The 24,465-nt window shown below is 67.3% G+C and carries 22 protein-coding genes and 1 tRNA gene; 10 read left to right on the forward strand and 13 right to left on the reverse strand.

Features of this window, described 5'->3' with window-relative positions:
• Positions 1 to 2: 2 nt before the first annotated feature.
• The 8 genes from ACIBX3_RS54525 to rpmH all read right to left on the reverse strand — a co-directional run bounded on the left by ACIBX3_RS54525 (position 3) and on the right by rpmH (position 6,347).
• Positions 3 to 965, reverse strand: coding sequence for a ParB/RepB/Spo0J family partition protein (locus ACIBX3_RS54525; protein ID WP_397128715.1), 963 nt, complete (start codon positions 963 to 965; stop codon positions 3 to 5).
• Positions 966 to 1,913: 948 nt separating this feature from the next.
• Positions 1,914 to 2,708: a ParA family protein gene (locus tag ACIBX3_RS54530; RefSeq protein ID WP_397128786.1), complete on the reverse strand. Its 795-nt coding sequence runs from the start codon at positions 2,706 to 2,708 to the stop codon at positions 1,914 to 1,916.
• Between the two features lie 278 nt (positions 2,709 to 2,986).
• Entirely contained in the window at positions 2,987 to 3,658 is a 672-nt protein-coding gene (rsmG, locus tag ACIBX3_RS54535; protein ID WP_397128716.1) for a 16S rRNA (guanine(527)-N(7))-methyltransferase RsmG, read from the reverse strand.
• Positions 3,659 to 3,993: 335 nt separating this feature from the next.
• Positions 3,994 to 4,476 carry a protein jag gene (locus ACIBX3_RS54540; protein WP_397128717.1) on the reverse strand — a complete coding sequence of 161 codons (483 nt, stop codon included), beginning with the start codon at positions 4,474 to 4,476 and terminating at the stop codon, positions 3,994 to 3,996.
• 20 nt (positions 4,477 to 4,496) lie between these two features.
• Positions 4,497 to 5,420 carry a membrane protein insertase YidC gene (yidC, locus tag ACIBX3_RS54545; protein ID WP_397128718.1) on the reverse strand — a complete coding sequence of 308 codons (924 nt, stop codon included), beginning with the start codon at positions 5,418 to 5,420 and terminating at the stop codon, positions 4,497 to 4,499.
• 4 nt (positions 5,421 to 5,424) lie between these two features.
• Positions 5,425 to 5,703, reverse strand: a complete 279-nt coding sequence (gene yidD / locus ACIBX3_RS54550; protein WP_397128719.1) for a membrane protein insertion efficiency factor YidD — start codon at positions 5,701 to 5,703, stop codon at positions 5,425 to 5,427.
• A complete protein-coding gene (rnpA, locus tag ACIBX3_RS54555) occupies positions 5,700 to 6,041 on the reverse strand; it encodes a ribonuclease P protein component (RefSeq protein ID WP_397128720.1) in 342 nt (113 codons plus the stop codon). Before rnpA ends, yidD begins: the two co-directional genes overlap by 4 nt.
• Before the next feature lie 168 nt (positions 6,042 to 6,209).
• Positions 6,210 to 6,347, reverse strand: a complete 138-nt coding sequence (gene rpmH / locus ACIBX3_RS54560; RefSeq protein ID WP_043614899.1) for a 50S ribosomal protein L34 — start codon at positions 6,345 to 6,347, stop codon at positions 6,210 to 6,212.
• Positions 6,348 to 6,792: 445 nt separating this feature from the next.
• Here rpmH and dnaA point away from each other — a divergent pair, with 445 nt between their 5' ends.
• From dnaA to ACIBX3_RS54605, 9 genes are all read left to right on the forward strand, one after another.
• A complete protein-coding gene (gene dnaA, locus ACIBX3_RS54565; protein WP_397128721.1) occupies positions 6,793 to 8,373 on the forward strand; it encodes a chromosomal replication initiator protein DnaA in 1,581 nt (526 codons plus the stop codon).
• Positions 8,374 to 8,917: 544 nt separating this feature from the next.
• Positions 8,918 to 10,057: a DNA polymerase III subunit beta gene (gene dnaN / locus ACIBX3_RS54570; RefSeq protein WP_397128722.1), complete on the forward strand. Its 1,140-nt coding sequence runs from the start codon at positions 8,918 to 8,920 to the stop codon at positions 10,055 to 10,057.
• Between the two features lie 49 nt (positions 10,058 to 10,106).
• A complete protein-coding gene (gene gnd / locus ACIBX3_RS54575) occupies positions 10,107 to 11,051 on the forward strand; it encodes a phosphogluconate dehydrogenase (NAD(+)-dependent, decarboxylating) (protein WP_397128723.1) in 945 nt (314 codons plus the stop codon).
• 51 nt (positions 11,052 to 11,102) lie between these two features.
• Positions 11,103 to 12,347: a DNA replication/repair protein RecF gene (gene recF, locus ACIBX3_RS54580; protein WP_397128724.1), complete on the forward strand. Its 1,245-nt coding sequence runs from the start codon at positions 11,103 to 11,105 to the stop codon at positions 12,345 to 12,347.
• Positions 12,337 to 12,840, forward strand: coding sequence for a DUF721 domain-containing protein (locus ACIBX3_RS54585; RefSeq protein WP_397128725.1), 504 nt, complete (start codon positions 12,337 to 12,339; stop codon positions 12,838 to 12,840). Before recF ends, ACIBX3_RS54585 begins: the two co-directional genes overlap by 11 nt.
• Positions 12,841 to 13,141: 301 nt before the next feature.
• On the forward strand, positions 13,142 to 15,085 hold the full coding sequence (gyrB, locus tag ACIBX3_RS54590) for a DNA topoisomerase (ATP-hydrolyzing) subunit B (protein ID WP_397128726.1): 1,944 nt from the start codon (positions 13,142 to 13,144) through the stop codon (positions 15,083 to 15,085).
• A gap of 12 nt (positions 15,086 to 15,097) precedes the next feature.
• Positions 15,098 to 17,596, forward strand: a complete 2,499-nt coding sequence (gyrA, locus tag ACIBX3_RS54595) for a DNA gyrase subunit A (protein WP_397128727.1) — start codon at positions 15,098 to 15,100, stop codon at positions 17,594 to 17,596.
• Between the two features lie 3 nt (positions 17,597 to 17,599).
• Positions 17,600 to 18,373: a DUF3566 domain-containing protein gene (locus ACIBX3_RS54600; RefSeq protein WP_397128728.1), complete on the forward strand. Its 774-nt coding sequence runs from the start codon at positions 17,600 to 17,602 to the stop codon at positions 18,371 to 18,373.
• A gap of 137 nt (positions 18,374 to 18,510) precedes the next feature.
• A tRNA-Ile gene (locus ACIBX3_RS54605) sits at positions 18,511 to 18,584 on the forward strand.
• 154 nt (positions 18,585 to 18,738) lie between these two features.
• Here ACIBX3_RS54605 and ACIBX3_RS54610 read toward each other — a convergent pair.
• Together ACIBX3_RS54610 and ACIBX3_RS54615 are read right to left on the reverse strand one after the other, a co-directional pair.
• The gene (locus ACIBX3_RS54610; protein ID WP_397128787.1) at positions 18,739 to 19,101 is read right to left on the reverse strand and encodes a hypothetical protein; all 363 of its coding nucleotides are present in this window, start codon (positions 19,099 to 19,101) and stop codon (positions 18,739 to 18,741) included.
• Between the two features lie 83 nt (positions 19,102 to 19,184).
• Positions 19,185 to 19,535 carry a winged helix-turn-helix transcriptional regulator gene (locus tag ACIBX3_RS54615; RefSeq protein ID WP_397128729.1) on the reverse strand — a complete coding sequence of 117 codons (351 nt, stop codon included), beginning with the start codon at positions 19,533 to 19,535 and terminating at the stop codon, positions 19,185 to 19,187.
• A 92-nt stretch (positions 19,536 to 19,627) separates the two neighbouring features.
• On the opposite strand from ACIBX3_RS54615, the gene ACIBX3_RS54620 reads away from it, so the two are divergent.
• Entirely contained in the window at positions 19,628 to 20,749 is a 1,122-nt protein-coding gene (locus ACIBX3_RS54620) for an NAD(P)/FAD-dependent oxidoreductase (protein ID WP_397128730.1), read from the forward strand.
• A 661-nt stretch (positions 20,750 to 21,410) separates the two neighbouring features.
• Here the strand turns inward: ACIBX3_RS54620 and ACIBX3_RS54625 are convergent.
• From ACIBX3_RS54625 to ACIBX3_RS54635, 3 genes are all read right to left on the reverse strand, one after another.
• Positions 21,411 to 22,787, reverse strand: a complete 1,377-nt coding sequence (locus ACIBX3_RS54625; RefSeq protein ID WP_397128731.1) for a TrkH family potassium uptake protein — start codon at positions 22,785 to 22,787, stop codon at positions 21,411 to 21,413.
• A 29-nt stretch (positions 22,788 to 22,816) separates the two neighbouring features.
• Positions 22,817 to 23,455, reverse strand: a complete 639-nt coding sequence (locus ACIBX3_RS54630) for a potassium channel family protein (RefSeq protein WP_397128732.1) — start codon at positions 23,453 to 23,455, stop codon at positions 22,817 to 22,819.
• A gap of 314 nt (positions 23,456 to 23,769) precedes the next feature.
• On the reverse strand, positions 23,770 to 24,366 hold the full coding sequence (locus tag ACIBX3_RS54635; protein ID WP_397128733.1) for a fasciclin domain-containing protein: 597 nt from the start codon (positions 24,364 to 24,366) through the stop codon (positions 23,770 to 23,772).
• Between the last annotated feature and the right edge of the window lie 99 nt (positions 24,367 to 24,465).

Raw genomic sequence — 24,465 nt, forward strand, 5'->3', positions numbered from 1 at the left:
GCTCAGTCCCCGGCTTCGCGCATCGCCCGGACCGCCTCTGGCGCCATGGTGCCGATGATGCGCTCGAGGTCGTCGATCGTGGCGAACTCAACGACGATGCGGCCCTTGCGGCGGCCGAGGTCGACCTTCACCTTGGTCTCGAAGTGGTCCGAGAGGCGGTCAGCCAGATGGGTCAGCCCGGGTGCCGTGGGCTTGGCCACCTGGCGTTCGCGGGGCGGCTTCGTGGCGGCCTTGGCGCTGCCCATGGCGACGATCTCCTCCACGGCCCGCACCGAGAGGAGCTCCGCCACGATCCGCTTTGCCAGCTGGACTTGCTCCTCGGCGGAACTCAGGCCGAGGAGAGCGCGGGCATGGCCGGCACTGATGATCCCGGCGGCGACCGTGCGCTGAACTTCGGGCGGAAGGTTCAGGAGGCGGAGGGTGTTCGTGATGTGGGAACGGGACCGCCCCACCTTCTGGGCGAGCTGCTCGTGCGTCGCCTGGAAGTCGTCGAGGAGTTGTTGGTACGCGGCCGCCTCCTCCAGGGCGTTCAACTGCTCGCGCTGAAGGTTCTCGATCAGCGCGTCCCGGAGGAGATCGGTGTCCTGCGTGTTGCGGACGATGGCGGGCACGAAATCCAGACCGACCTGCTGGCACGCGCGCCAGCGCCGCTCCCCCATGATCAGTTCGTACTGACCACCACCAACGGGCCGGACCACGATTGGTTGCAGCAGGCCGACCTCGCGGATGGAAGCGGCTAGTTCCTCAAGTCGGTCCTCGTCAAAGATCTCTCGCGGCTGGCGCGGGTTCGGGACGATCGCCTTGAGTGCGACCTCCTTGAAGTACGCTCCCGCAATCGGCTTCGGCCCGGCCTCATCCGTCGATCCGTTGGCTGGGGCCGCCACCATCCCCGTGCCGTCAACGATAGGACCGGTCGGGATGAGCGCCCCGAGCCCTTTGCCCAATCCCCGCCGCTGCTGACTCACTGCGTCTCCTCACCCACCCGGCCGATTCGGGTCACTCCAGGAGAGGTTACCGTCGCGGGCCTAGCGGGGTGCCCCCTCGCCACACACCGTCCTATTGGATTTACACCGACACGGTCACAAATCTGCCCAACCCCTGACCCGTCCCCGGCGTCCTCCCCCCAGCCCTTCATCGCCGCCAACGCTTCCCAAGGCCATGGCGCGGAGAGCACAGTCGGCCCCCGTAGCGCACAAACGGGAGCGGCGCAGTCGCCGGCGCGGAAGCAGGCGGACGCCGAATCGGCAGCCGGAGCCTCACGCTGACGCGACGACATCGCCTACATGGACGCCGGACACACCGACACGGGCGCCGGAGGCCGGAGGCAGGACGCGGCGTAGACGCAAGACGCCGGCGCGGCGGGCCGGGGCACAGGCGCCGGATGCGAAGGCCGGACACGGGCGCGGGCGCCGGAGGCCGGAGGCCGGACGCGGACACGAAGGCCGGACACGAAGGCCGGACACGAAGGCCGGACACGGCGTGGACGCCGGACGCGGGCGCCGGACGCGGGCGCCGGATGCGGATGCAGGCGATTGACAGCATTCAGAGACGGCGGCAGAGGGCACCCACCAGCCGGCTGATCCACCCCCGTGTATCCACTGTCCGGGGCGGGTGCGATTGGCTCCATCCTTCGCGCGGAGGAAATGCCGTCTGCTGCCTGAGCGCGGGCATGGAGCGCCGTGATGCCGACAGTGGACAGTGCCCGTTCCGATGCCTCCGACGAGGGCGTAGCACCCACTACGGTCTCGCCGAGGCATCGTCTGTGGGCGATGCCCACGCACAGATCCGTGCCGCGAGCTGCCACCGCCCGTACTCAACGCTCAGCAACCAGCGAAACAGAGCCCAAGGTGGGCGGCCAGGAACCCTGGGTCATCAGCGCCGGACTCGAACGGAGCAACGTCCCGGCGTGATCGTCAGGCCACGGTGGCGCGGTGTGCGATCTCGCGTGCCGCGTCCATGTAAGCCATGGCGCCACTCGAGCCCGGATCGTACGTCATGACCGACTGCCCATAACTGGGCGCCTCCGAGAGGCGCACACTTCTCGGGATCACGGTCTTGAGGACCGTGTCGCCGAAGTGGGCGCGTACCTCCTCCGCAACCTGCGACGCCAGCCGCGTGCGCCCGTCGTACATCGTCAGGACGATCGTCGACAGCCGCAGCGTCGGGTTCAGGTGGGCCTTGATGAGATCCACGTTCCTGAGGAGCTGGCCGAGGCCCTCCAGCGCGTAGTACTCGCACTGGATCGGGATCATGACCTCCTCGGCGGCCACCAGAGCGTTGACCGTCAGCAGGCCCAGGGACGGCGGGCAGTCGATGACGATGTAGTCGAGGTCGATCGCGTCGTACGCGGCCAGCGCCCGGCGGAGACGGGCCTCCCGCGCCACCAGGGAAACCAGCTCGATCTCCGCACCCGCCAGGTCGATGGTGGCCGGCGCGCAGTAGAGGTTCGGCATGTCCGGGACCTGCTTCACGATCTCGGCCATGGGCAGGTCGTCAACCAGGACCTGGTAGACGTCAGGCACGTCGCCACGATGCTCGGTCGCCAGGGCGGTGGACGCGTTGCCCTGGGGGTCCAGGTCCACCACGAGGACACGCTCGCCATGCATGGACAGGGCGGCGGCGATGTTCACGGATGTCGTGGTCTTGCCGACGCCACCCTTCTGGTTCGCCACCGCGATCACCCGGCACTTCGAGGGGCGGGGCCAGATGCCGTCGCCAACGCCGGGGGCCTCGCCGGTCTGGGCGGCCGTCTGGGTTGCGGATGTTTCACGTGAAACCACTGAGCTGAGCGCCTCTCGTACCAACGGCGAATCGCCGGGGTTCAGGGGGGTCTGGGTCACGATGGCCATCCTTTCAACCAGTGGTGTGCCGGTGCCGGGAATTTGCTGTCGCGACACGCCCATTTCGGGCCAGCCAACCCCGGTTGGACTCTCAGACGGACGGTTGCCTGGCCATCCGAGACCGCATGACGCGACTGGCACAACCGTCACCTCCTTCGTCGCCGCCTGACTCGCTCCGGCGCGCGACCCGCTACCACCCGAACCAATGTTGCAGGCGGCTCGACCTTACCGCGCCCGACGGTCACAAGCTCGGCCGTTCGCGCTCCGCTGGCCTGCAATTGGGCCTCGGCCTCGGCCAGCTCGCCGGCGGCCCGCTCCCCCTTCATGGCGATCAACTCGCCACCCTCGCGGAGCAGCGGCATCGCCCATGTCAGGAGGCGCTCGAGCGGGGCCACCGCACGGGCGCTGGCGACGTCGAACACGCGCTTGCCCACCAGCTCCTCCGCCCGCCCCCGCAGCACCTCGACGTTGTCGAGTTTGAGCGCCTCGACGCACTCCTCCAGGAACACCGTACGGCGCAGCAACGGCTCCAGCAGCGTGACCGTGAGGTCCTGCCGCACGATCGCCAGCACGAGCCCCGGCAGCCCCGCCCCCGAGCCGATGTCCACCAGCTGCACGTCCTGCGGCACGACCTCGGCGACCACCGCGCAGTTGAGCAGGTGACGATCCCAGATCCGCGGCACCTCCCGCGGGCCCAGCAGCCCGCGGACGACGGCGGGACCCGCCAGGAGCTCGGCGAACGTGTTGGCGCGATCCCAAGCCTCCCCGGCGAAGACGTCCCGCGCTATGTCCGGCGGTTCCGGAAGCTCATCGCTCACTGGTCGGTGGCCCTTTCTTGGTGCTAGGTCGTAGCCGGGCGTGAACGCTCTGACGAGGACAGGCGTGGACAGGTCCAGAGCCGGTCCCTACCAAGGCTAGACGGGCGATCACAAGGGAAGACTAGCGGGCTGGTCCCAAGGTGACCTTCGAGCACGCCGCCGTCGTGGTGGGACCATCAGTCACCTTTTGGGGCCATATAGGGATTCAAGTGCCCATATCGGCAAATATCAGTAAATATCGGCCGTGCGCGGCACGTACAAGGATAAAAGAAAACGGCCGCCTGCCGCGCACTCAGGCGGGCAGCCGACCGCATCTCCCAACAAGAACCGCCCGCTCAGGCGGGCATGACCACCACGTACCGGTGGGGCTCCTCGCCCTCGGACTCACTGCGCAGTCCGGCGGCCGCCACCGCGTCGTGGACGATCTTGCGCTCGAAAGGCGTCATCGGCTGCAGCGCCTTCGGCTCGCCGCGCTCCCTCACCTGGTCGGCGACCTCGGTGCCGAGCTTGGTGAGCTCTGCGCGCCGACGCTCGCGGTAGCCGGCCACGTCGAGCATGAGCCGCGAGCGCTCCCCCGTCTGCCGATGCACGGCCAGGCGGGTGAGTTCCTGCAGCGCCTCGAGGACCTCTCCCCCGGGTCCCACCAGCTCATTGCTCTTGAGGCCCACGACGGAGACCATGGCGCGGTCGCCCTCGACGTCCATGTCGATATCGCCGTCGATGTCGGCAATGTCGAGAAGTCCCTCGACGTAGTCGGCAGCGATCTCGCCCTCCTGCTCGAGGGCCGCGAGATCAGGCTTCTGCTCGGCCTCGGTCATGGCCGGCCTCTCCTTCGTGTTCAAGACTTCTTGCTGCCGGTGCGCTTGCTGCGAGGCTGGCGGCTCGGCTGCTGCCTAACGATCTTAGGCTCCGGCGGGGGCGGAGGAGCCTGCTCTTCCGGCGGGGTCTTGCGGAGCTTGGCGATGAGGCCCTGCTTCGGCTGCACGGGGATCACGTTGCCCTTGGCGTCGAACTCGGGCATCGGGTGCCTGCTGTAGAACCAGTGCTGCTGACCGAGCGTCCACACGTTGGTGGTCACCCAGTACATGATCAGACCGAGCGGGAAGTTCAGGCTGAAGAAGGCGAACAGCGGAGAGATGTACATCAGGATCTTCTGCTGCTGCGCCATGGGGTTGTCCGGCATCTGTGCCATGGAGCGGGTGACGCTCTGCCGAACGGTGAGGAACGTGGTCAGCGAGCTGATCGCGACGAAGACGCCGATGACGACCTTCTCGGCAACCTGCGGAGCCCCGAAGAAGGTCGAGGGCAGCGGGGCGCCGAGGATGAGGGCATGCTTGGCGCTGTCGACCAGTTCCTGCGTCATGCCGAACTTCGCCTCGTCCGCCGCGATCGCCTGGAGCACGGTGAACATCGAGATGAAGATCGGGAACTGGGCCACGATAGGGAGGCAGCCCCCCAGAGGGTTGGCGCCCGCTCCTTGGTAGAGCGCCATGACCTCCTGGTTCATGCGCTGCTTGTCGTTCTTGTAGCGCTTGCGGAGCTCCTGGACCTTCGGCGCCAGCTCCTGCATCTTTCGCGACGAGCGCATCTGCTTGAGGAACAGAGGGAAGATCAGGATCCTCATGAAGATGGTCAGCGTGATGATGGTGAGCGCCCAGGTCAAGCCGCTGTTCGGGTCAAGGACCGTACTGTAGGCCTGGTGGATCCAGGCGATGACTTGGGCGACGGCTGTGTACAGCCAGTTGAGCCAGGACAGCTCCACCGAGCTATCTCCCTTGCGTTTCGTGGGACCGGACCGGGCGTGGGGGCACCGGGTCTATACCTCCGGGATGGAATGGGTGGCACCGCCCGATGCGCCGGACAGTCAGCCATATGCCGCGCACCGCTCCGTGCACGGCAATCGCTTCGAGTCCGTATGCACTGCACGACGGGTAGAAACGGCAGCGCGGACCGAGCATCGGGCTGATGAACGCCCGATAGAACCGGATCGGGATGATCAACACCCGAGCGGCGAGGCTCGGCACCCCTTGCGCCTGCTCCGTCATTTCTGTCCACCCGTCGAGGACTCGCGCCGCCTGAGCAAACGATCCAGCGCTGAATCGAGCTCGGCGGCCAGGTGCTCGAATCGCGCGGACGCGGCCGGTGGATTGGCGCGTACCACAAGCAGGCTACCTCGCGGCAGCCAGTCGAGACGGTCCCGCATCAGGTGTCGGAGCCGTCGCTTGACCTTGTTCCGGGTAACGGCGCCACCGACGGCCTTGCTCACCACGAAACCGACTAGCGGTGACTCTTCCCCGGAAATGCCAAGATGCACCACCAGGGTTGGGCGCCCCGCGCGCTTGCCGCGCCGGACCGCCGCTTCGAAATCCTCCCCGCGCCGCATGCGGGATCGATGGGAAAGCACCGTATACGCCTAACGCCCGCCGGCGAGATCCACCGGCGGGCACTCTGCTCCCAACAAGAAACCTGCTCGTTGGACTGCCACTTTACTGTCGCGCCCGGTCAGGCCGCGGTGGCAGTCCACTCTGCAGGTTTCTCATGGTCGGGACGGTCAGGCCGACAGCTTCTCGCGGCCCTTGCGGCGGCGAGCGGCGAGGATGGCGCGACCGGCCCGGGTGCGCATCCGCAGCCGGAAGCCGTGGGTCTTCGCGCGGCGACGGTTGTTCGGCTGGAAAGTACGCTTGCTCACGGGTGGGCTCCAGGCTTGATGATGCGCCCGGTCGGGCGCCTAACACACGAATGGCTTGTCAGGGAAGCAAGGGCACGCGAAATAGCCGTCGCGTGACAAGCCGACCGTCGTACGTTACGGGCGAACACCGCCCCAGGTCAAACCGGACGGGTTATCCACCTATCCACAGGCGGGTTTTCCACGGCCCGGGCGACGTCCACAGTATGTGCACCCAGGTGCCACTAGGCTGTGGACAACGTCTTGAACACAGCTGTGCACAAGGCTACTGTCGGCCCTTCCGGACCCGCCGAAACACTGTGCACAACATGTGGAGATCCTGTGGAGGACCTGGGCACGAAGCCCGGCCGCCACGTTGTGGATGAACGGACCGCTGATCGACCCGGCGGACACGTCATGTGGATAAACGATCGCGGGGGGCCGCGAGAGGGAGGAGGGGAACCGCACTGTGAACAGTGTCGACCTCGGCACGGTATGGGCGAGGGCCCTGGGCAACTTCCTCAACGAGAACGTGCCGATCCAGCAGCGCACGTGGCTGTCGATGGTGCGCCCGATCGCCCTGGCCAACGACACGATCGTGCTCGGCGTCCCCAACGACTTCCTCAAGGACCTCCTCGAGCAGAAGCTGCGCCCGCTGGTGGCGCACGCGCTGTCCCAGGAGCTCGGCCGGACCATGCGGCTGGCCGTGATGATCGACACAACGGCTCCCGAGCAGCCGCCCGGCGACTTTCGTCAACAGCCTGTGGCTCAGAGTTATCCCCAGAGTGTGGAGAGCCAGCCACGTTTTGCACAGCCGGTGCAACCCCAGCACCAGCAGGCTTCCGAGCCTCCGCAGTTCTATTCTCCACAGCCGGAGCCGGACCGGGTATCCACCGAATATCCACAGCCGGGCTTCTCTTTTGAACAGGCGCAGCCGTACACACCCCCTGTGGAGAAAGCGCCGGAACCGGCGCCGAACCGGTGGGAGGCGAAGAGCAACAAGCCCAGCGAACCAGCCAGGCTTAATCAGAAGTACACATTCGAGACATTCGTCATCGGGGCCAGCAACCGGTTCGCGCACGCGGCGGCCGTGGCCGTGGCGGAGTCGCCGGCGAAGGCGTACAACCCGCTCTTCATTTACGGCGACTCGGGGCTGGGGAAGACGCACCTGCTGCACGCGATCGGGCATTACGCCCAGAGCCTGTACGACGGCGCGCGGGTCAGATACGTGAGCTCGGAGGAGTTCACCAACGACTTCATCAACAGCATCCGCGACCACAAGGCCGACGGATTCCGCGGCCGCTACCGGGCGATCGACATCCTGCTCGTGGACGACATCCAGTTCCTGGAGGGCAAGGAGCAGACGCAGGAGGAGTTCTTCCACACCTTCAACACGCTGCACAACGCCAACAAGCAGATCGTCATCTCCAGCGACCGGGCGCCCAAGCAGCTGATCACGCTGGAGGACCGGCTGCGCAACCGGTTCGAGTGGGGTCTGATCACCGATGTCCAGCCGCCCGAGCTGGAGACCCGGATCGCGATCCTCAGGAAGAAGGCCATCCAGGAGGGCCTGGCCGCGCCGCCCGAGGTGCTGGAGTACATCGCCAGCCGCATCTCCACCAACATCCGCGAGCTCGAGGGCGCCCTGATCAGGGTGACCGCGTTCGCCAGCCTCAACAGGCAGGGCGTCGACCTGCAGCTGGCCGAAGTGGTGCTCAAAGACCTGATCACCTCGGAGTCCGACACCGAGATCACCATTGCGGCCATCATGAGCGAGACCGCCGACTATTTCGGCATCAGCATCGACGACCTGTGCGGCACCTCGCGCAGCCGGGCGCTCGTCACCGCCCGGCAGATCGCCATGTACCTCGCGCGCGAACTGACCGAGCTGTCGCTGCCGAAGATCGGCCAGCAGTTCGGCGGCCGCGACCACACCACTGTCATGCACGCCGAGCGCAAGATCCGGTCGCTCATCGCGGAGCGCCGGTCGATGTACAACCAGGTCAACGAGCTGACAATGCGTATCAAGCAGACACAGCGTGGATCTTGACGGTCATGCACAGCCTGTGGAAAACACTGTGGAGCAGCGGAAACGCCGAAAGACTGCGGCCGTACGCCTGGCAATGCCGTGAAAAATCCACCCACAGGGGCTGGGGACAAAGGTGGGGACACCTGGGGAGAACCTGGGGACGACTCGTGGATAACGTGTGGACGGCGTGTGCACAGTCGATCTGGGACTCCAGAAGGGCCACTTTTACCCCGTGGACAACCTGTGGAAACCTCGTGGATAACCCCGGGTTTCCCGTGGACGAACGCACCATGATCTGGGGAAGAGCTGTGGGGAAAGATTCGCCGTCCCCAGGCGCCGAAGTTTCCCCCAGGCTTCGCCCACACCGGCAGTGGATGAAAACAGGGCGGCTGACCAGCCACAACGCTGGTTGTCCACAGTTCCCACAGCCCCTAGTGTGATGACCTCTTATCTCTCTAACTAAGAAACTCAAAGACCCATAGTTGGGGTTCTCCCGGAGCGCGAGCGCGGGACAGTGGATCCTTGAGATCCTTGAGTCAACGACGAAACCAGGAGGCTGATCACCGTGATGTTCCGAATCGAGCGAGACGTCCTCGCTGAGGCGGTGGCATGGACGGCACGCAGCCTCCCGGCGCGCCCGTCGGTGCCCGTCCTCGCCGGCATGCGCTTGGAGGTCACGGAAGAGCAGCGGCTGAAGCTGTCCGGATTCGACTACGAGGTCTCCGCCGAGGTGACGCTCGAGCTCCACACCGGTGAGCCGGGGGTCGTCCTGGTCTCGGGCAAGCTGCTCGCCGAGATCACCCGCGCTCTTCCCGCACAGCCTGTGGATTTCGTGGTGGAAAGCGCCAAGGCGGTCGTCACATGCGGCAGCGCCCGGTTCACCTTGCTCACCATGCCTGTGGAGGACTATCCCTCGCTCCCGGCCATGCCGCCGGCCGCGGGCCGGGTCGGCAGCGACGTGTTCGCCTCCGCCGTCGGCCAGGTCGCCGTCGCCGCGGGCCGGGACGACACGCTCCCGATGCTCACCGGCGTGCGGATGGAGATCGAGGGCGACACCGTGACCCTCGCCGCCACCGACCGCTACCGGCTGGCCGTACGCGAGCTGAAGTGGCAGCCGGGACAGCCCGACTTCGCCGCCATCGCGATGATCCCCGGAAAGACGCTCGCCGACACGGCCAAGGCGCTCGGCACGACCGGCGCGGAGGTCGAGATCGCGCTCAGCTCCGCGGGCGGCACCGGCGAAGGCATGATCGGCTTCTCCAGCGCGGGACGACGGACCACGACGCGGCTGCTCGACCCCGAGTTCCCGAAGTACCGATCGCTGCTGCCCACCGAGTTCTCCGCCCGCGCCGACCTGTCCACAGGGTCGTTCGTGGAGGCGGTCAAGCGCGTGGCCCTCGTCGCCGAGCGCAACACCCCGGTGCGGCTGGCGTTCAAGAGCGGTGAGGTCGTCCTCGAAGCGGGCAGCGGCGACGAGGCGCAGGCCGTCGAGGCCCTGCCTGTGGATTACGAGGGCGAGGAGATGAACATCGCCTTCAACCACCAGTTCTTGCTCGAGGGCCTGGGCGCCATCGATTCGGACGTGGCGCGGCTGCAGATGACCACGTCCACGAAGCCCGCTATCCTCACCGGTGGCAAGCCTGTGGAAGACGGAGCCGCCACGGACTACCGTTATCTGATCATGCCCATCCGCCTGTCAGGCTGAACCTGTCATCGGGGATGATGGAAGCCTCACAAGGGGGTAGAGGACAGTCATGCAGATCGGCATGGTGGGACTGGGCAAGATGGGCGGCAACATGGCCGAACGGCTGCGCCGCGGTGGTCACGACGTCGTCGGCTATGACCGCGATCCCTCGATCAGCGACGTGGAGAGCCTGAAGGACCTGGTCGAACGCCTCCAGGCGCCACGCGTGGTCTGGGTCATGGTCCCGGCGGGCAAACCCACCCAATCCACGGTCGACGACCTCGGTGAGCTGCTCGACGAGGGCGACATCGTCGTCGACGGCGGAAACTCCCACTATGTGGACGACCAGAAGCACGCGGCCGAGCTGGCCGAGAAGGGCGTCGGCTTCGTCGACTGCGGCGTGAGCGGCGGCGTCTGGGGCCTGCAGAACGGCTACGCGCTCATGTGCGGCGGCGACAAGCCCCACGTCGACCGGCTGATGCCGATCTTCCAGACGCTCAAGCCCGAGGGCGAGAACGGCTTCGTCCACGCCGGCGAGGTCGGCGCCGGGCACTTCGCGAAGATGGTCCACAACGGCATCGAGTACGGCATGATGCAGGCCTTCGCGGAGGGCTGGGAGCTGCTCGAGGCCTCCGACGTGGTCAAGGACGTCAAGGGCTCCTTCGCCAGCTGGCGCACCGGCACCGTGATCCGCTCCTGGCTGCTCGACCTGCTGGTGCGGGCGCTGGACGACGACGAGCACCTCGACCAGCTGCGCGGCTACGCCCAGGACTCCGGCGAGGGCCGGTGGACCGTCCAGGCGGCCGTGGACCACGCGGTGCCGCTGCCGGTCATCACCGCCGCGCTCTTCGCCAGGTTCGCCTCGCGCCAGGACGACTCCCCCGCGATGAAGGTGGTCGCGGCGCTGCGCAACCAGTTCGGCGGGCACGCGATCGCCTCGGCCGAGGGCAGCACCGGCAAGGGCGCCGACGCGCCGGGCGCGGACGTGAAGCCTCCGCGCGAGGCCGACCGCTAGTTCGCGTGCCGGTGAGCGCAGAGGCGCGCGTGGCCCACTAACCTTCGTGTGGTGTATGTCGCCCACCTGTCGCTGACCGACTTCCGGTCCTACGCATCCGTGGAGCTCGGCCTGGAGCCGGGCGTCACGGCCTTCGTGGGGCCCAACGGCCAGGGCAAGACCAATCTGGTCGAGGCCCTCGGCTACGTCGCGACGCAGTCCAGCCACCGGGTGGCGAGCGACGCGCCCCTCGTACGCCGGGGCGCCGCGCGGGCGATCGTGCGCTGCGCCGTCCACAGGGACGACCGGCGGGCGCTCGTCGAGCTGGAGATCAACCCCGGCAAGGCCAACCGCGCACGGCTCAACCGCTCCCCCGTGTCGAGGGCGCGCGACGTCATCGGCCTGCTGCGCACGGTGCTGTTCGCCCCGGAGGACCTGGCGCTGTCCAAGGGCGACCCGTCCGAGCGTCGCCGCTTCCTCGACGACCTGCTGGTGGCCAGGGCGCCCAGATTCGCCGGCGTACGCGCCGACTACGACCGGGTCCTGAAGCAGCGCGGGGCCCTGCTGCGTACGGCCGCGCAGGCCCGCAGGGGGACCAGGGGCGCCAAACGCCAGGACAGCGACACCGCCTTTGCCGCGGCGGGCGCGGGTGACGTGCTGAGCACGCTGGAGGTGTGGGACGCCCACCTCGCCAGGCACGGCGCCGAGCTGCTGCGGGCGCGGCTGGAGCTCATCGAGGCGCTGCGGCCGCTGGTGGCGGGCGCGTACGCGGCGCTGGCCCCCACGAGCGCCCCGGCCACGCTGGCATACCGGACCACGTTGTCCACAGGTGGGGATGCGGAAGAGGGGGGTCCCGAGGGTGAAATCCCCGGTGGGCGGGGATCTTTCGATACACAGACGTTATCCACAGACTTGGGGAAAACCCTTGAAGAACGTCTGCGGGAGCGGCTATTGGAGGTTCGCTCGGCGGAGCTGGAACGCGGCGTCACGCTCGTCGGCCCGCACCGCGACGATCTGGTGCTCGGCCTCGGTGATCTGCCCGCGCGGGGCTACGCCAGCCACGGCGAGTCCTGGTCGTTCGCGCTGGCGCTGCGGCTGGCCGCCTACGACCTGCTGCGGGCCGACGGCGGCGATCCCGTGCTGATACTCGACGACGTGTTCGCGGAGCTCGACACCCAGCGCAGGCGCCGCCTCGCCGAGATCGTCGCGCCCGCCGAGCAGGTGCTCATCACCGCCGCCGTACCGGATGACGTGCCGCAAGAGCTGACCGGAGCTAGATTCGACGTCGCGGAGGGGAGCGTGACCCGTGTCAGATGAGGACAACAACCCCACGGCCAAGGGCGTGGCCATGGCCAGGGAGAAGCTCGCTCAGGCGAAAGCCGACGCGGCCAAACGCGGGCAGCTCCCCCGGCGCGAGCCCAGGCGCAAGGCCGCGGGCCCGCGCAGGGAGGGCGGCGATCCACAACTTTTCGGACGCGCCATCGCGGATCTGCTGGCCGATCGCGGCTGGGAGCGATCGGCGGCCGTCGGCGGGGTGTTCGGGCGCTGGTCCGACATCGTGGGTCCTGACCTGGCCGCACACGCCAAACCCGAGTCCTTCGACGACGGTGAGGTGGTGATCGTCGCCGACTCGACCGCGTGGGCCACACAGGTGCGGCTACTCGCGCGCACCCTCGTACGCAGGCTCAACGAGGAGCTCGGCGACGGCACGGTGACGAAGGTCAAGGTCAGGGGACCGCAGAACGCGCCTCGTCCTACGGGAGGGTTGCGGGTGACCGGAAGGCGGGGCCCGAGGGACACCCACGGTTAGGCGCCGAGGGCGATCAGACAGCCGCAGACGCGATAGGCCCCCTTTCCGGAGGGGGGATGCTTGCCTGGGGGCAAAACGAGCTAGCGGGCATCACAGGCGCGTTCATTGCCACCTCCGGCCTCCGGAGGCGGTAGAATGAAAAAGGATTCCGGACACGTCCGCTTGCGTGTCACCCCGGCAGCAAGCCGACTCCCCTGGGTGACCGCGCATCGGGGCACTCACGACGGTGACGGGCACGGCAGGGGCAGCTTTGTACTTCACGCCTCCCCCGCCGCGTGTCCGCGGCAGGAGGATTTCGCAGTTGTCCTACGACGCTAGCTCAATCACCGTACTCGAAGGACTTGAGGCGGTTCGCAAGCGACCAGGTATGTATATCGGCTCCACCGGGGAGCGTGGCCTGCACCACCTCGTCTACGAGATCGTGGACAACGCGGTGGACGAGGCGCTGGCCGGTTACGCCGACAGGATCGATGTCACGCTTCTCGCCGACAACGGCGTACGCGTGATCGACAACGGCCGCGGCATCCCCACCGGCATCCACCCGGTGGAGAAGCGCTCAGCCGTCGAGGTCGTGCTTACCACGCTGCACGCGGGCGGAAAGTTCGACAGCCAGTCCTACGCGGTCTCCGGTGGCCTGCACGGCGTCGGCTCGGCCGTCGTCAACGCGCTGTCCACCGCCATGGAGGTCGAGGTCAAGCAGGAGGGCCACTACTGGCGCCAGGACTACATCAACTCCAAGCCCGTCGCGCCGCTGGCCAAGGGCGAGGAGACGGATGAGACCGGCACCACGATCACGTTCTGGCCCGACTCGGACATCTTCGAGACCACCAACTGGAACTACGAGACGCTCTCCAGGCGCTTCCAGGAGATGGCCTTCCTCAACAAGGGCCTGACGATCACCCTCACCGACGAGCGGCCCGACCACATCAACGGCCAGCCGCGCCGCGTCGAATACCTCTACCAGGGCGGCCTGGCCGACTTCGTGCAGCACCTCAACGCCAAGAAGGAGCCGGCGCACGCGTCGATCGTCTCCTTCGAGGAGGAGGGCGACGGCATCGCGGTAGAGATCGCCATGCAGTGGAACAACTCCTACGCGGAGTCGGTCTACACGTTCGCCAACACGATCAACACGGCCGAGGGCGGCACCCACGAGGAGGGCTTCCGCGCGGCGCTGACGACGATCGTCAACCGCTACGCGCGCGAGCAGAAGTTCCTCAAGGAGGGCAAGGACGACAACCTCACCGGTGAGGACGTCCGCGAGGGGCTGACCGCGATCATCTCGGTGAAGCTGTCGGACCCGCAGTTCGAGGGCCAGACCAAGACCAAGCTCGGCAACACCGAGGCCAAGTCGTTCGTCCAGAAGGCCTGCAACGACCACCTGCGCGACTGGTTCGAGCGCAACCCCGGCGAGGCCAAGGACATCATCTACAAGTCGCTGCAGGCTTCCCGTGCCCGCATCGCCGCCCGCCAGGCCCGCGACCTGACCCGGCGCAAGTCGCTGCTGGAGTCCGGCAGCGGCCTGCCGGGCAAGCTGGCCGACTGCCAGTGGAACGACCCGGAGAAGTGCGAGCTGTTCATCGTCGAGGGCGACTCGGCCGGCGGCTCGGCCAAGGGCGGCCGCGACTCGCGTTTCCAGGCCATCCTGCCGATCCGCGGCAAGATCCTCAACGTGGAGAAGGCGCGGATCGACAAGGTCCTGAAGAACAACGAGGTCCAGGCGCTCATCACCGCCCTCGGCACCGGCGTGCACGACGAGTTCGACATCGCCAAGCTGCGCTACCACAAGGTCATCCTCATGGCCGACGCCGACGTCGACGGCCAGCACATCAACACGCTGCTGCTGACGCTGCTGTTCAGGTTCATGAGGCCGCTGATCGAGGCCGGCCACGTCTACCTGTCGTGCCCGCCGCTCTACAAGATCAAGTGGGACCGCAAGGGTGAGGACGCCTCCTACGCCTACTCCGACAGCGAGCGCGACGCGGTCATCGCCGAGGGCATGGCCAACGGCAAGCCCGACCCGCGGCCGCGCGACAACGTACAGCGCTTCAAGGGTCTGGGCGAGATGAACGCGGGCCAGCTCTGGGAGACCACGATGAACCCGGCGACCCGGCTCCTGCGCCTGGTCACGCTCGACGACGCAGCGCAGGCCGACGATCTGTTCAGCGTGCTCATGGGCGAGGACGTGGAGGCGCGGCGCGACTTCATCATCCGTAACGCCCGCGACGTGCGCTTCCTCGATGTTTAAGGATCTTTACCTGTGACGGACGTGAACACCACTCCCCCGGCTGACCGCATCGAGCCTGTGGACATCCAGTCCGAGATGCAGCGCAGTTACATGGACTATGCGATGTCCGTCATCGTGTCCAGGGCGCTGCCGGACGTGCGCGACGGTCTCAAGCCGGTGCACCGGCGCGTGCTCTACGCGATGTACGACGGTGGCTATCGTCCCGACCGCGGCTACTTCAAGTGCGCTCGCGTCGTCGGCGACGTGATGGGCACCTACCATCCTCACGGCGACACCTCGATCTACGATGCGCTGGTCCGCCTGGCGCAGCCGTGGTCGCTGCGCTACCCGCTGGTCGACGGGCAGGGAAACTTCGGCTCGCCGGGCAACGACCCGGCGGCGGCGATGAGGTACACCGAGTGCAAGCTCGCGCCCATCGCCATGGAGATGCTGCGGGACATCGACAAGGACACCGTCGACTTCCGCCCCAACTACGACGGCAAGTCGCACGAGCCCGACGTCCTGCCGGCGCGCTTCCCGCAGTTGCTGGTCAACGGCTCGGGCGGCATCGCGGTCGGCATGGCCACCAACATCCCGCCGCACAACCTGCGCGAGGTCGCGGCGGCGGTCAAGTGGTATCTGGAAAACCCCGAGGCCAGTGACGAGGAGCTGCTCGAAGCGTCGATCAAGCTGGTCAAGGGCCCCGACTTCCCGACGAAGGCGCTGATCGTCGGCCGGCGCGGGATCGAGGACGCCTACCGCACCGGGCGCGGCTCGATCACCATGCGCGCCGTGGTCGAGGTCGAGGAGGACAAGGGACGGCAGGCGCTGGTCGTCACCGAGCTGCCGTACCAGGTCAACCCCGACAACCTGGCCCTGAAGATCGCTGAGCTGGTGCGTGAGGGCAAGCTCACGGGCATCGCCGATGTACGCGACGAGAGCTCCTCGCGGGTCGGGCAGCGGCTGGTGATCGTGCTCAAGCGGGACGCGGTCGCCAAGGTCGTGCTCAACAACCTCTACAAGCACACCCAGCTCCAGGACACCTTCGGCGCCAACATGCTGGCGCTGGTCGACGGCGTGCCGCGGACGCTGCGCCTCGACCAGTTCATCCGGTTCTACGTGGCGCACCAGATCGAGGTCATCGTCCGCCGGACGCGCTACCTGCTTCGCAAGGCCGAGGAACGCGCCCACATCCTGCGCGGGCTGCTGAAGGCCCTGGAGCGGCTCGACGAGGTCATCGCCCTCATCCGGGCCTCGGAGTCCGCCTCGCACGCCCAGCAGGGCCTCATGGGGCTGCTGGGGATCGACGAGGTGCAGGCGCAGGCCATCCTCGACATGCAGCTGCGCAAACTGGCCGCCCTGGAGCGCCGGGCGATCCAGGACGAGTACGACTCGCTGATGACGCAGATCGCCGAGTACCAATCGATCCTGGCCAGCGAGGCCCGCCAGCGGGAGATCGTCAACGAGGAGCTCGCCGAGATCGTCGGCCGCTACGGCGACGGTCGGCAGACCGAGATCATCGCCTACGACGGCGACATGTCGATCGAGGACCTCATCGCCGAGGACGAGATCGTCGTCACGATCACCCGCGGCGGCTACGCCAAGCGCACCAGGACCGACCTCTACCGGGCCCAGAAGCGGGGCGGCAAGGGCGTACGCGGTGCGCAGCTGCGCCAGGACGACATCGTCGACCACTTCTTCGTCACCACCACGCATCACTGGTTGCTGTTCTTCACGAACAAGGGCCGGGTGTACCGCGTCAAGGCGTACGAGCTGCCCGAAGGAGCCCGTGACGCCCGAGGCATGCATTTGGCGAACCTTTTGGCCATGCAGCCCGACGAAACAGTTATGGAGGTTCTCGACCTACGCGACTACGACGTCGCTCCCTACCTCGTCCTGGCCACCCGCAGCGGCCTGGTCAAGAAGACGCGCCTGTCCGAATACGACTCCCCCAGGTCGGGCGGTCTGATCGCGATCAACCTGCGGGAGGACGACGAGGTAATCGGAGCCCGCCTGGTCTCCGAAACAGACGACCTGCTGCTGGTCTCCAAGGGAGCCCAGTCGATCAGGTTCACCGCCTCCGACGAGGCGCTTCGCCCCATGGGGCGGGCGACCAGCGGTGTCATCGGCATGAGGTTCCTCGAAGGTGACGAACTTCTCGCCATGAATAGGATCGCGGACGGTCAAGATGTGCTTATCGCCACGAAGGCTGGGTACGCAAAACGGACGCCAGTGGAGCAGTATCCAGTTCAGGGCCGTGGCGGTAGAGGGGTGCTCACGGCGAAAATCGTGAGTGCCCGTGGCAAGCTGGTCGGAGCCGTCATGGTCAACCCAGAGGACGAGGTCTTCGCGATCACGTCCGCCGGCGGGGTGATCCGGACGAGTGCCGGCGAGATCAAGCAGTCCGGCCGCCAGACCATGGGAGTGCGATTGATGAATCTCGCTGAAGGCGACAGCGTGGTGGCCCTCGCCCGGAACGCGGAGTCGATGGAGACTTCGGAGGAAACTGAGGAAGACGGGGGAGGAGAGTAGTCCATGAGCGCCCAGGGTGGCCCCGCCAGGACCAAGGCGGCTTCGGGCAACGGACAGCAACCGAACAAGCCCGCAGAAACCGAGATTTTCAACCCGGTCGACGAAGAGCAGGACAACACCTCGCCCTCCAAGGGCAGGCCCGTCCCGGCCAAGGAGGAGCCGCAGCAGCAGTCGCAGCAGCAGCGGCCGCAGACGCCCGCCTCAGGTCCGGCGCCCGCACCCGCGCCTGCGCCCGCAACTCCGCCGGGCCCGCCGGGTCCGGCGGGTCCTCCGGTGGAGGGCAACGACACCCTCCGCGTGCGGCCTTCGCTGGCCACCGAGGCTCCGCCGCCGCCTGCGGTCGAGCTGACGTCGTCGCCGAAGAAGAAGAAGGGGTCCAACGCGGGCGGGGGCCGGCTGCCCCGCAAGGCCCACCTGGTCCTGCGCCGCGTCGAGCCGTGGTCGGCCATGAAGTTCAGCTTCGTGGTCTCCCTGGTGTGCTTCGTGGTGCTGTTCGTGGCGGTGGCGGTCCTGTACGGAGTGCTGTCCGCCCTGGGGGTCTTCGACTCCATCGTGGAGCTGGTCAACCAGCTGGGGCAGGGCGAGCAGGGGCAGAACTCCATCCCGATCGACATTGCCTCGTGGTTCGAGCCGGTGCGCATCCTCGGCTACACCGCGCTGATCGGAGCCGTGAACGTGGTTTTGATCACGGCGCTTGCCACGCTGGGGGCGGTCATCTACAACATCTCCTCCGACCTGGTCGGGGGCGTTGAGGTGACCTTCAGCGAGGCCGAATAAGGGGTGTGTGACGGGCGCTCGCGCCGTGCTCGGTTGGCGAGGACGGCGCGAGCAGCACGCCGGAGGCGGTAAGCTTCTTTCGTCCGAACAACCGGTTCGCCTCTCCCCTGGGGGATACGGTAACGTTCGGTGTGCGCGGGGCTATAGCTCAGACGGTTAGAGCGCTTCCCTGATAAGGAAGAGGTCCCAGGTTCAAGTCCTGGTAGCCCCACAGAGTTTTCCCACTTCATAGGTCGTTTTCCGGAAATCGGAAGACGGCCTTTTGATCGTTTGCCATCAATCTGCCACCAAGATCGTCTGCCGCCAGGCGACAGAGATCAGTCCACATCGACAGTAGGCGACCCTCCAAACGGGCTCAATCGACCTCAAGTTGAGCGCTGACGGTGCCTCGCTCGGTGCTCCTGCTCGGCCCATAGCTGAGCCCGCGATGCAGCAGGATGACCTTGATGGCCTGCTCGACCCGCGTTACGGGATTTGGATCCGCCTCTGGAGCGTCCGCTCGGTCCCAGCCGTAACGGGGTGTCGGCGGCGGGGTGGAGCAAGATGCTCGGTGACGGCTGCTGAACCGCTGGCCACGCGCCGTTCACCAGGCTCGTGGCCATCCCGCTCTTCCATACCAGCATGACGACGAAGTTGGCGGTCTGGATCCAGCCGAGGTCGCCGTTGGCCAGGAAGCTCCAGGGATGGCGGGCCGGGTCGAAGCCTTCCTGGGTCAGCGCCTGGGCCAGGGCGACCGCGAAATCTCTTCAAGCTCTTTCAGGCGCCACGCCGGGCCCTCGCGCGGCTCGTTTCGGTCCAGCGACAAGGAGCGCTAACACACGTCCGGCGGCAGGTGCTCCTGAGCCCACTGTGAGATCTGCTCCAGCGCGGGCATGAGCGCCCGGCCGCTCTCGGTCAGCGCGTAGGCGACCGTGACCGGCGGTCCCTCGTCGACGGTGCGGGCGATCAGCCCCGCCTTGGTCAGCTCGGACAGACGGTCGGACAGCACCGAATCACTGACCCCGCCGATGGCGCGGGACAGCTCGCGGAACCCGGCGGGACCCGGGCTGAGGCTGCCGAGGACGACCCCGCTCCAGCGCTTCCCGAGCACCCGGAAGGCACGCGTCAGCGCCGCGTCACCGCGCTTGCAGGTGTCCGCGTCGTGGGAGGAGGTCGTCGCCATGCCCCTATGCTAGCCGATTCGGTGTCGCTTTGATTTTAGAAGCAAATATGAATAGCCTAGCGACACTTCGAAAGCTAGCGAGGAGAGAGCTGATGACCGAGAATGCTGGCAGGCGGCCGAGCGTGGTGGTCCTGGGCGGCGGGTACGGCGGTCACACGGTGGCCAAGCTGCTCGACGACATCGCCGACGTGACGCTCGTCGATCCCTCGGACTCCTTCATGCACAACGTCGCCGCGCTGCGGGCGCTGGTGGAGCCGGAGTGGCTGGACCGGATCTTCGTGCCCTACCGTCGGCTGCTGGTCAACGGGCGGTTCCTGCGCGATCGTGCCGTGGTCGTGGACGGGCGGCAGGTCACGCTGGCGTCGGACGCGCGGCTGGAGCCCGACTACCTGGTCCTGGCGACGGGATCCTCGTATCCGTTCCCGGCCAAGATCGACGAGCCGGCCGCCGAGACGGCCAAGGCGCGGGCGCGGGAGGCCCATGAGGCTCTGTCCGGGGCGCGGCGGGTGTTGCTGGTCGGCGCCGGGCCCGTCGGGCTCGAACTCGCCGGGGAGATCAAGTCCACTTTTCCCGGCAAACACGTCACCATCGCCGACGTCGCGCCCGACATCCTGACCGGCCCGTACGACCAGGCGCTGCGCGACGAGCTCCGTGCGCAGTTGGACAAGATGGGGGTCGAGCTCAAGCTGGGCAGCCCGCTGCGAGGGTTGCCGGACGCCGCTCCCGCCACGGCCGCGCCGGTCGCGGTCACCACGGAGGCGGGTGAGGAGCTGAGCGCCGACATCTGGTTCCGCTGCTTCGGCGTCACCCTGCACACCGGCTACCTGCGCGGCTCGCTCGCCGAGACCCTGGACGCCCAGGGGCACCTCCGCGTGGACGAGCACCTGCGGGTCCGCGGGCAGGACCGGGTCTTCGCCATCGGCGACCTCGCTGACGCGGACCGGAACATGGCGGGCTACGCCAGGATCCAGGGCGACTTGCTCGCGGCCAACATCCGCACGCTGATCACCGGGGAGGGCGAGCTGACCGCCTACGAGCGGCAGCCGCCCATGGTCGTCGTCCCGCTCGGCCCGGAGGCCGGCGCGGGCCAGTTGCCCGGCTACGACGGCATCGTGGGCCCCGAGGCCACCTCCGAGATCAAGGGCCGCGCCATGTTCGTCGAACGCAGCACTGCCCACTTCGACGTCCCCGACCGCGACCAACCGGCCGCCTGACTCCAAGCCGCGAATCACACCTGGATGCTGAAGATCACGGCGGCACGGAGGGCCGGCCAGGACCAGCAGCGGCACGGCCAGCGGATGCCGCAGGACCGCCGCGCCGTTCACAGCCGCCTGGGCCACCGGACGCACCAGGTCCAGGATCGGCGCCCGGCTACGCCGCCTGGTGCGCCGCTTCGGCAAACAGCATCTCGGGCGCGTTGGACTCCGCGGACGCGAGCACGAAGACTGCGGCACAGGGCCTCATGGTGCTGCTCGATGGGGATCGCAACCCCGAGCTACCAGAAGGCCCTGCCGTTATGCCCCGGCTGCCGAGAGATGACCCGAACAGGAACCGTGTTCGACTGATCAAGCCTGTCGAACGGTGAACGGAAGGCTTCTGAGACACCCGGCCTGGCCCGCATACCAGGGGGGAGAAGGCGAAGCGCGGACGTGCGGGAAGTGGATCTGTTGCCCGACGATCTCATCCGATACCGAGCACCGCGCCGCGTCGGAGTCCGTCGACCATGAGCATGACCGACGGCAGACAGTACGGCAGCGGCTTGGTCACCTTGAGGAATCGCCGAGCTTCGTCCACAGTCCAGGGCCGAACTGTGGAAGGAGAGGGCGAGGGCAGCGTGGTCAGGCGTGCGGGGCGCTGGAGATTCGTTGCGCTGGGTCAGCCCACGATCAGGTATTCCTTGGGCAGTACGTAGCGGCGGTCGCGCTCGCGCAGCGCCAGAGCCGAGCCCAACGTGAGGGGACCGGTCCGGCCGATGAACATCAGCACGATCAGCAGCAGCTGCCCCGCCGCGGGAAGGCCAGCAGTGATACCCAGGGACATGCCCACCGTGCCGAAGGCGGAGATGGCCTCGAACAGCACCTGATCCAGGGCATTAGGGCTGATCACCACCAGGAGATAAGTAGAGATCACGACCAGGCTGACCCCCATCAAAGTGATCGCGATCGCTTGGCGCTGGGCGGTCGCCGGGATCTGCCGGTGGCCGATGTTCACATCGGCGTACCCGCGCATCTCGGTCCACACCATGAAGATCAGTACTCCCAGGGCGGTCACCTTGATGCCACCCGACGTTCCCGCGCTGCCGCCGCCGATGAACATCAGCAGGTCGCTGACCAGCCAGCTGGAGGGGTGGAGCTGGGACAGATCGACGGTGTTGAAGCCGCCGGTGCGCATCACGGCGAGGAAGAAACTGGCCATGAGCTTGTCCCAGTCGGCCAGCGGCCCCATGGTGCGGGGGTTGTGCCACTCGGTGCTCAGGAGAATCAGCGTGCCCATCGCGAGCAGAAAGGCGGTGACGCCCAGGGTGAGGCGGGTGAGGACCGACCAGCGCCGGGGGTGACGCCACTGCCGCCACAGCTCGAACATGACGGGAAAGCCGAGCGAGCCCACCAGTACGGTCAGCGCGATGGTCAGGCAGATCCATGGGTCGGCGGCGAAACGCACCAGGCTGTCGGGCCACAGGGCGAAGCCGGCGTTGTTGAAGGCCGACATCGCGTGGAACACGCCCAGATACAGGGCGCGGCCCAGGCCATGGTCGTAGGCGGTGGCGAACCGGATGCTCAGCACGATCGCCGCCGCTGCCTCGCAGGTCAGGGTGAACAGCACGATGTTGCGTATCACGCGGCGCAGGTTCGGTGTGCCCAGCGCCTTGCTTTCGGCCTGGGCCAGCAGCCGGGCGCGCAGCCCGAGACGGCCCGAGACGAGCAGGGCGAACAACGTGCCCAGTGTCATGATCCCCAGCCCGCCGGCCTGGAACAGCAGGGCGATCACCACCTCGCCGAACGCCGACCACGTCGAGGCGGTGTCGACCACGACCAGGCCGGTCACGCAGACTGCCGAGGTCGCGGTGAACAGTGCGGTCAGCCAGTCGATCGAGCCGGGTGAGGCGGTGGCCATCGGCGTTTTCAGCAGCAGTGTGCCGATGAGGATGGTCAGGGCGAAAACGCCGACCACGACCTGCGCGGGATGCTGGAACTTGCCGAAGAGACCGGCGAATCCGATGGCTGGACCGTCCCGCCATCTTCGTATCCTCATGCCCGGTCTCACTCTCGGTCGGCGTACGCCTACGGCAGTTCGGCGAAGCGTTCGACCCGGTCCGTACGGCCGGAAACAATGATCATGTCGCCATGCCCGAGCTCGGTCTCCGCGGTTGCGTAGGTGAACTCCTCGCCCTGGGCTTTGACGGCCACGACCGTGACACCGTATCGGCGACGCAGGCCAGATTGCCCGAGCGGAATGTCGACGAATTCCTCCGGAGGACGCATCTTGGCGAACGCGAAGTTCTCATCCACCTGCATGTAATCGAGCATCCGGCCGCTGACCAGATGGGCGACGCGCTCACCCATGTCGTGCTCGGGGAAAACCACGTGATGAACGCCGATCCGGCGCAGGATCCGCCCATGCTGCCGGCTGACCGCCTTGGCCCAAATATGGCCGATTTCCAGCTCGACGAGCAGGGAAGCGGTCAGGATGCTCGCTTCGAGGTCGCTGCCGATCGCCACCACGGCGCGGTAGAAGTCGGGCACACCGAGCTGCCGCAAGGCTGCCAAGTCGGTGGAGTCCGCCGTGGCGATGTCGGTGATCTGCCCCGAGAGACCCTGCACGTGCTTGTGATTGTTGTCGATGCCCAGCACTTCGGTACCGCGCTGGGTCAGTTCGATGGCGAGCGCGCTGCCGAACCGTCCCAGTCCGATCACCACCACAGGCTCCCTCTTGCCAACCAACGATGCCCTTCTCCTCCGGTAGCTGGTAGCGGCGGGCGCCGTCTTTCGAGCGGCGGTGGAGCCCACGGCGAGAGGGGCCGTCCCGCCGGCTTCCCCGGCTCGATGGCCAGCCGCAGCCTGAGCAGCGCGGTGCCCATCAGGACAGCTACCCCGAACCTGGTGACGATCACCTGCTCTGGCGGAGCGGGACGTCACTTCCCGTCATCCCGGCGGCGAAGAGCACGATCACGAGGCTCGGCGTCCGACCCGCTTCACCCGGATCGTGCTCTCCACCCTCCGTCATGCCCGGGTCGCTACTGGGGCATAAGGACCTTGTCGATGACGTACACGGTGGCATTGGCCGTCGGAACGTTGCCGCAGACCACTTTCGCGTCGTTGATCGTAAGATCGTCACCCGAGCCCTTCACGGTCAGCTCGCGGCCCTCCATGGTCTTGAGGGTGCCGTCCTCCAGGTCGGCGGGTGCCTTCTTGCCCTCCACCACGTGGTAGGACAAGATCCGGGTGAGCAGTTCATTGTCTGCCATGACCGCGTCCCGTCTCTCCTGCGGGATCGCCTCGAAGGCCTCGTTGTTCGGCGCGAAGACCGTGATGTCCTTGGCGGAGTTCAGGCGGTCAGCCAGACCGGCCTGTTCCACTGCGTCCGCCAGCGTGGACAGTTCGGGGACCTCGGAGATCGCGGTCCCGACCGGCTGGCCGGCGATGCCGGTGAGGGTGTTCTCGATCGCGGTACATCCGGCCCCGAACGGGCTGCCCTCTGGTGAGGGCGACATGTCCGGAGATACCGGCGGAGACACGTCGGGAGAGGGTGGCGAGGGTGCGGGCGAGGCAGCGGATGCGCCGGCGGCGCCGGACATGGTTGCGGCAAGCGCCAAGGCCGCCGCGAGAAGCATGCGTTTCACGGTGATCCCTTCCAGTCCTGTGGATCCCGGCTGTGACCGGTCCACTCCAGGATCGCCGCCACGACCGTGAATAGAGGCCACGACCAGGGC

The organism is Nonomuraea sp. NPDC049480 (assembly GCF_044465905.1).
Lineage (GTDB): Bacteria > Actinomycetota > Actinomycetes > Streptosporangiales > Streptosporangiaceae > Nonomuraea.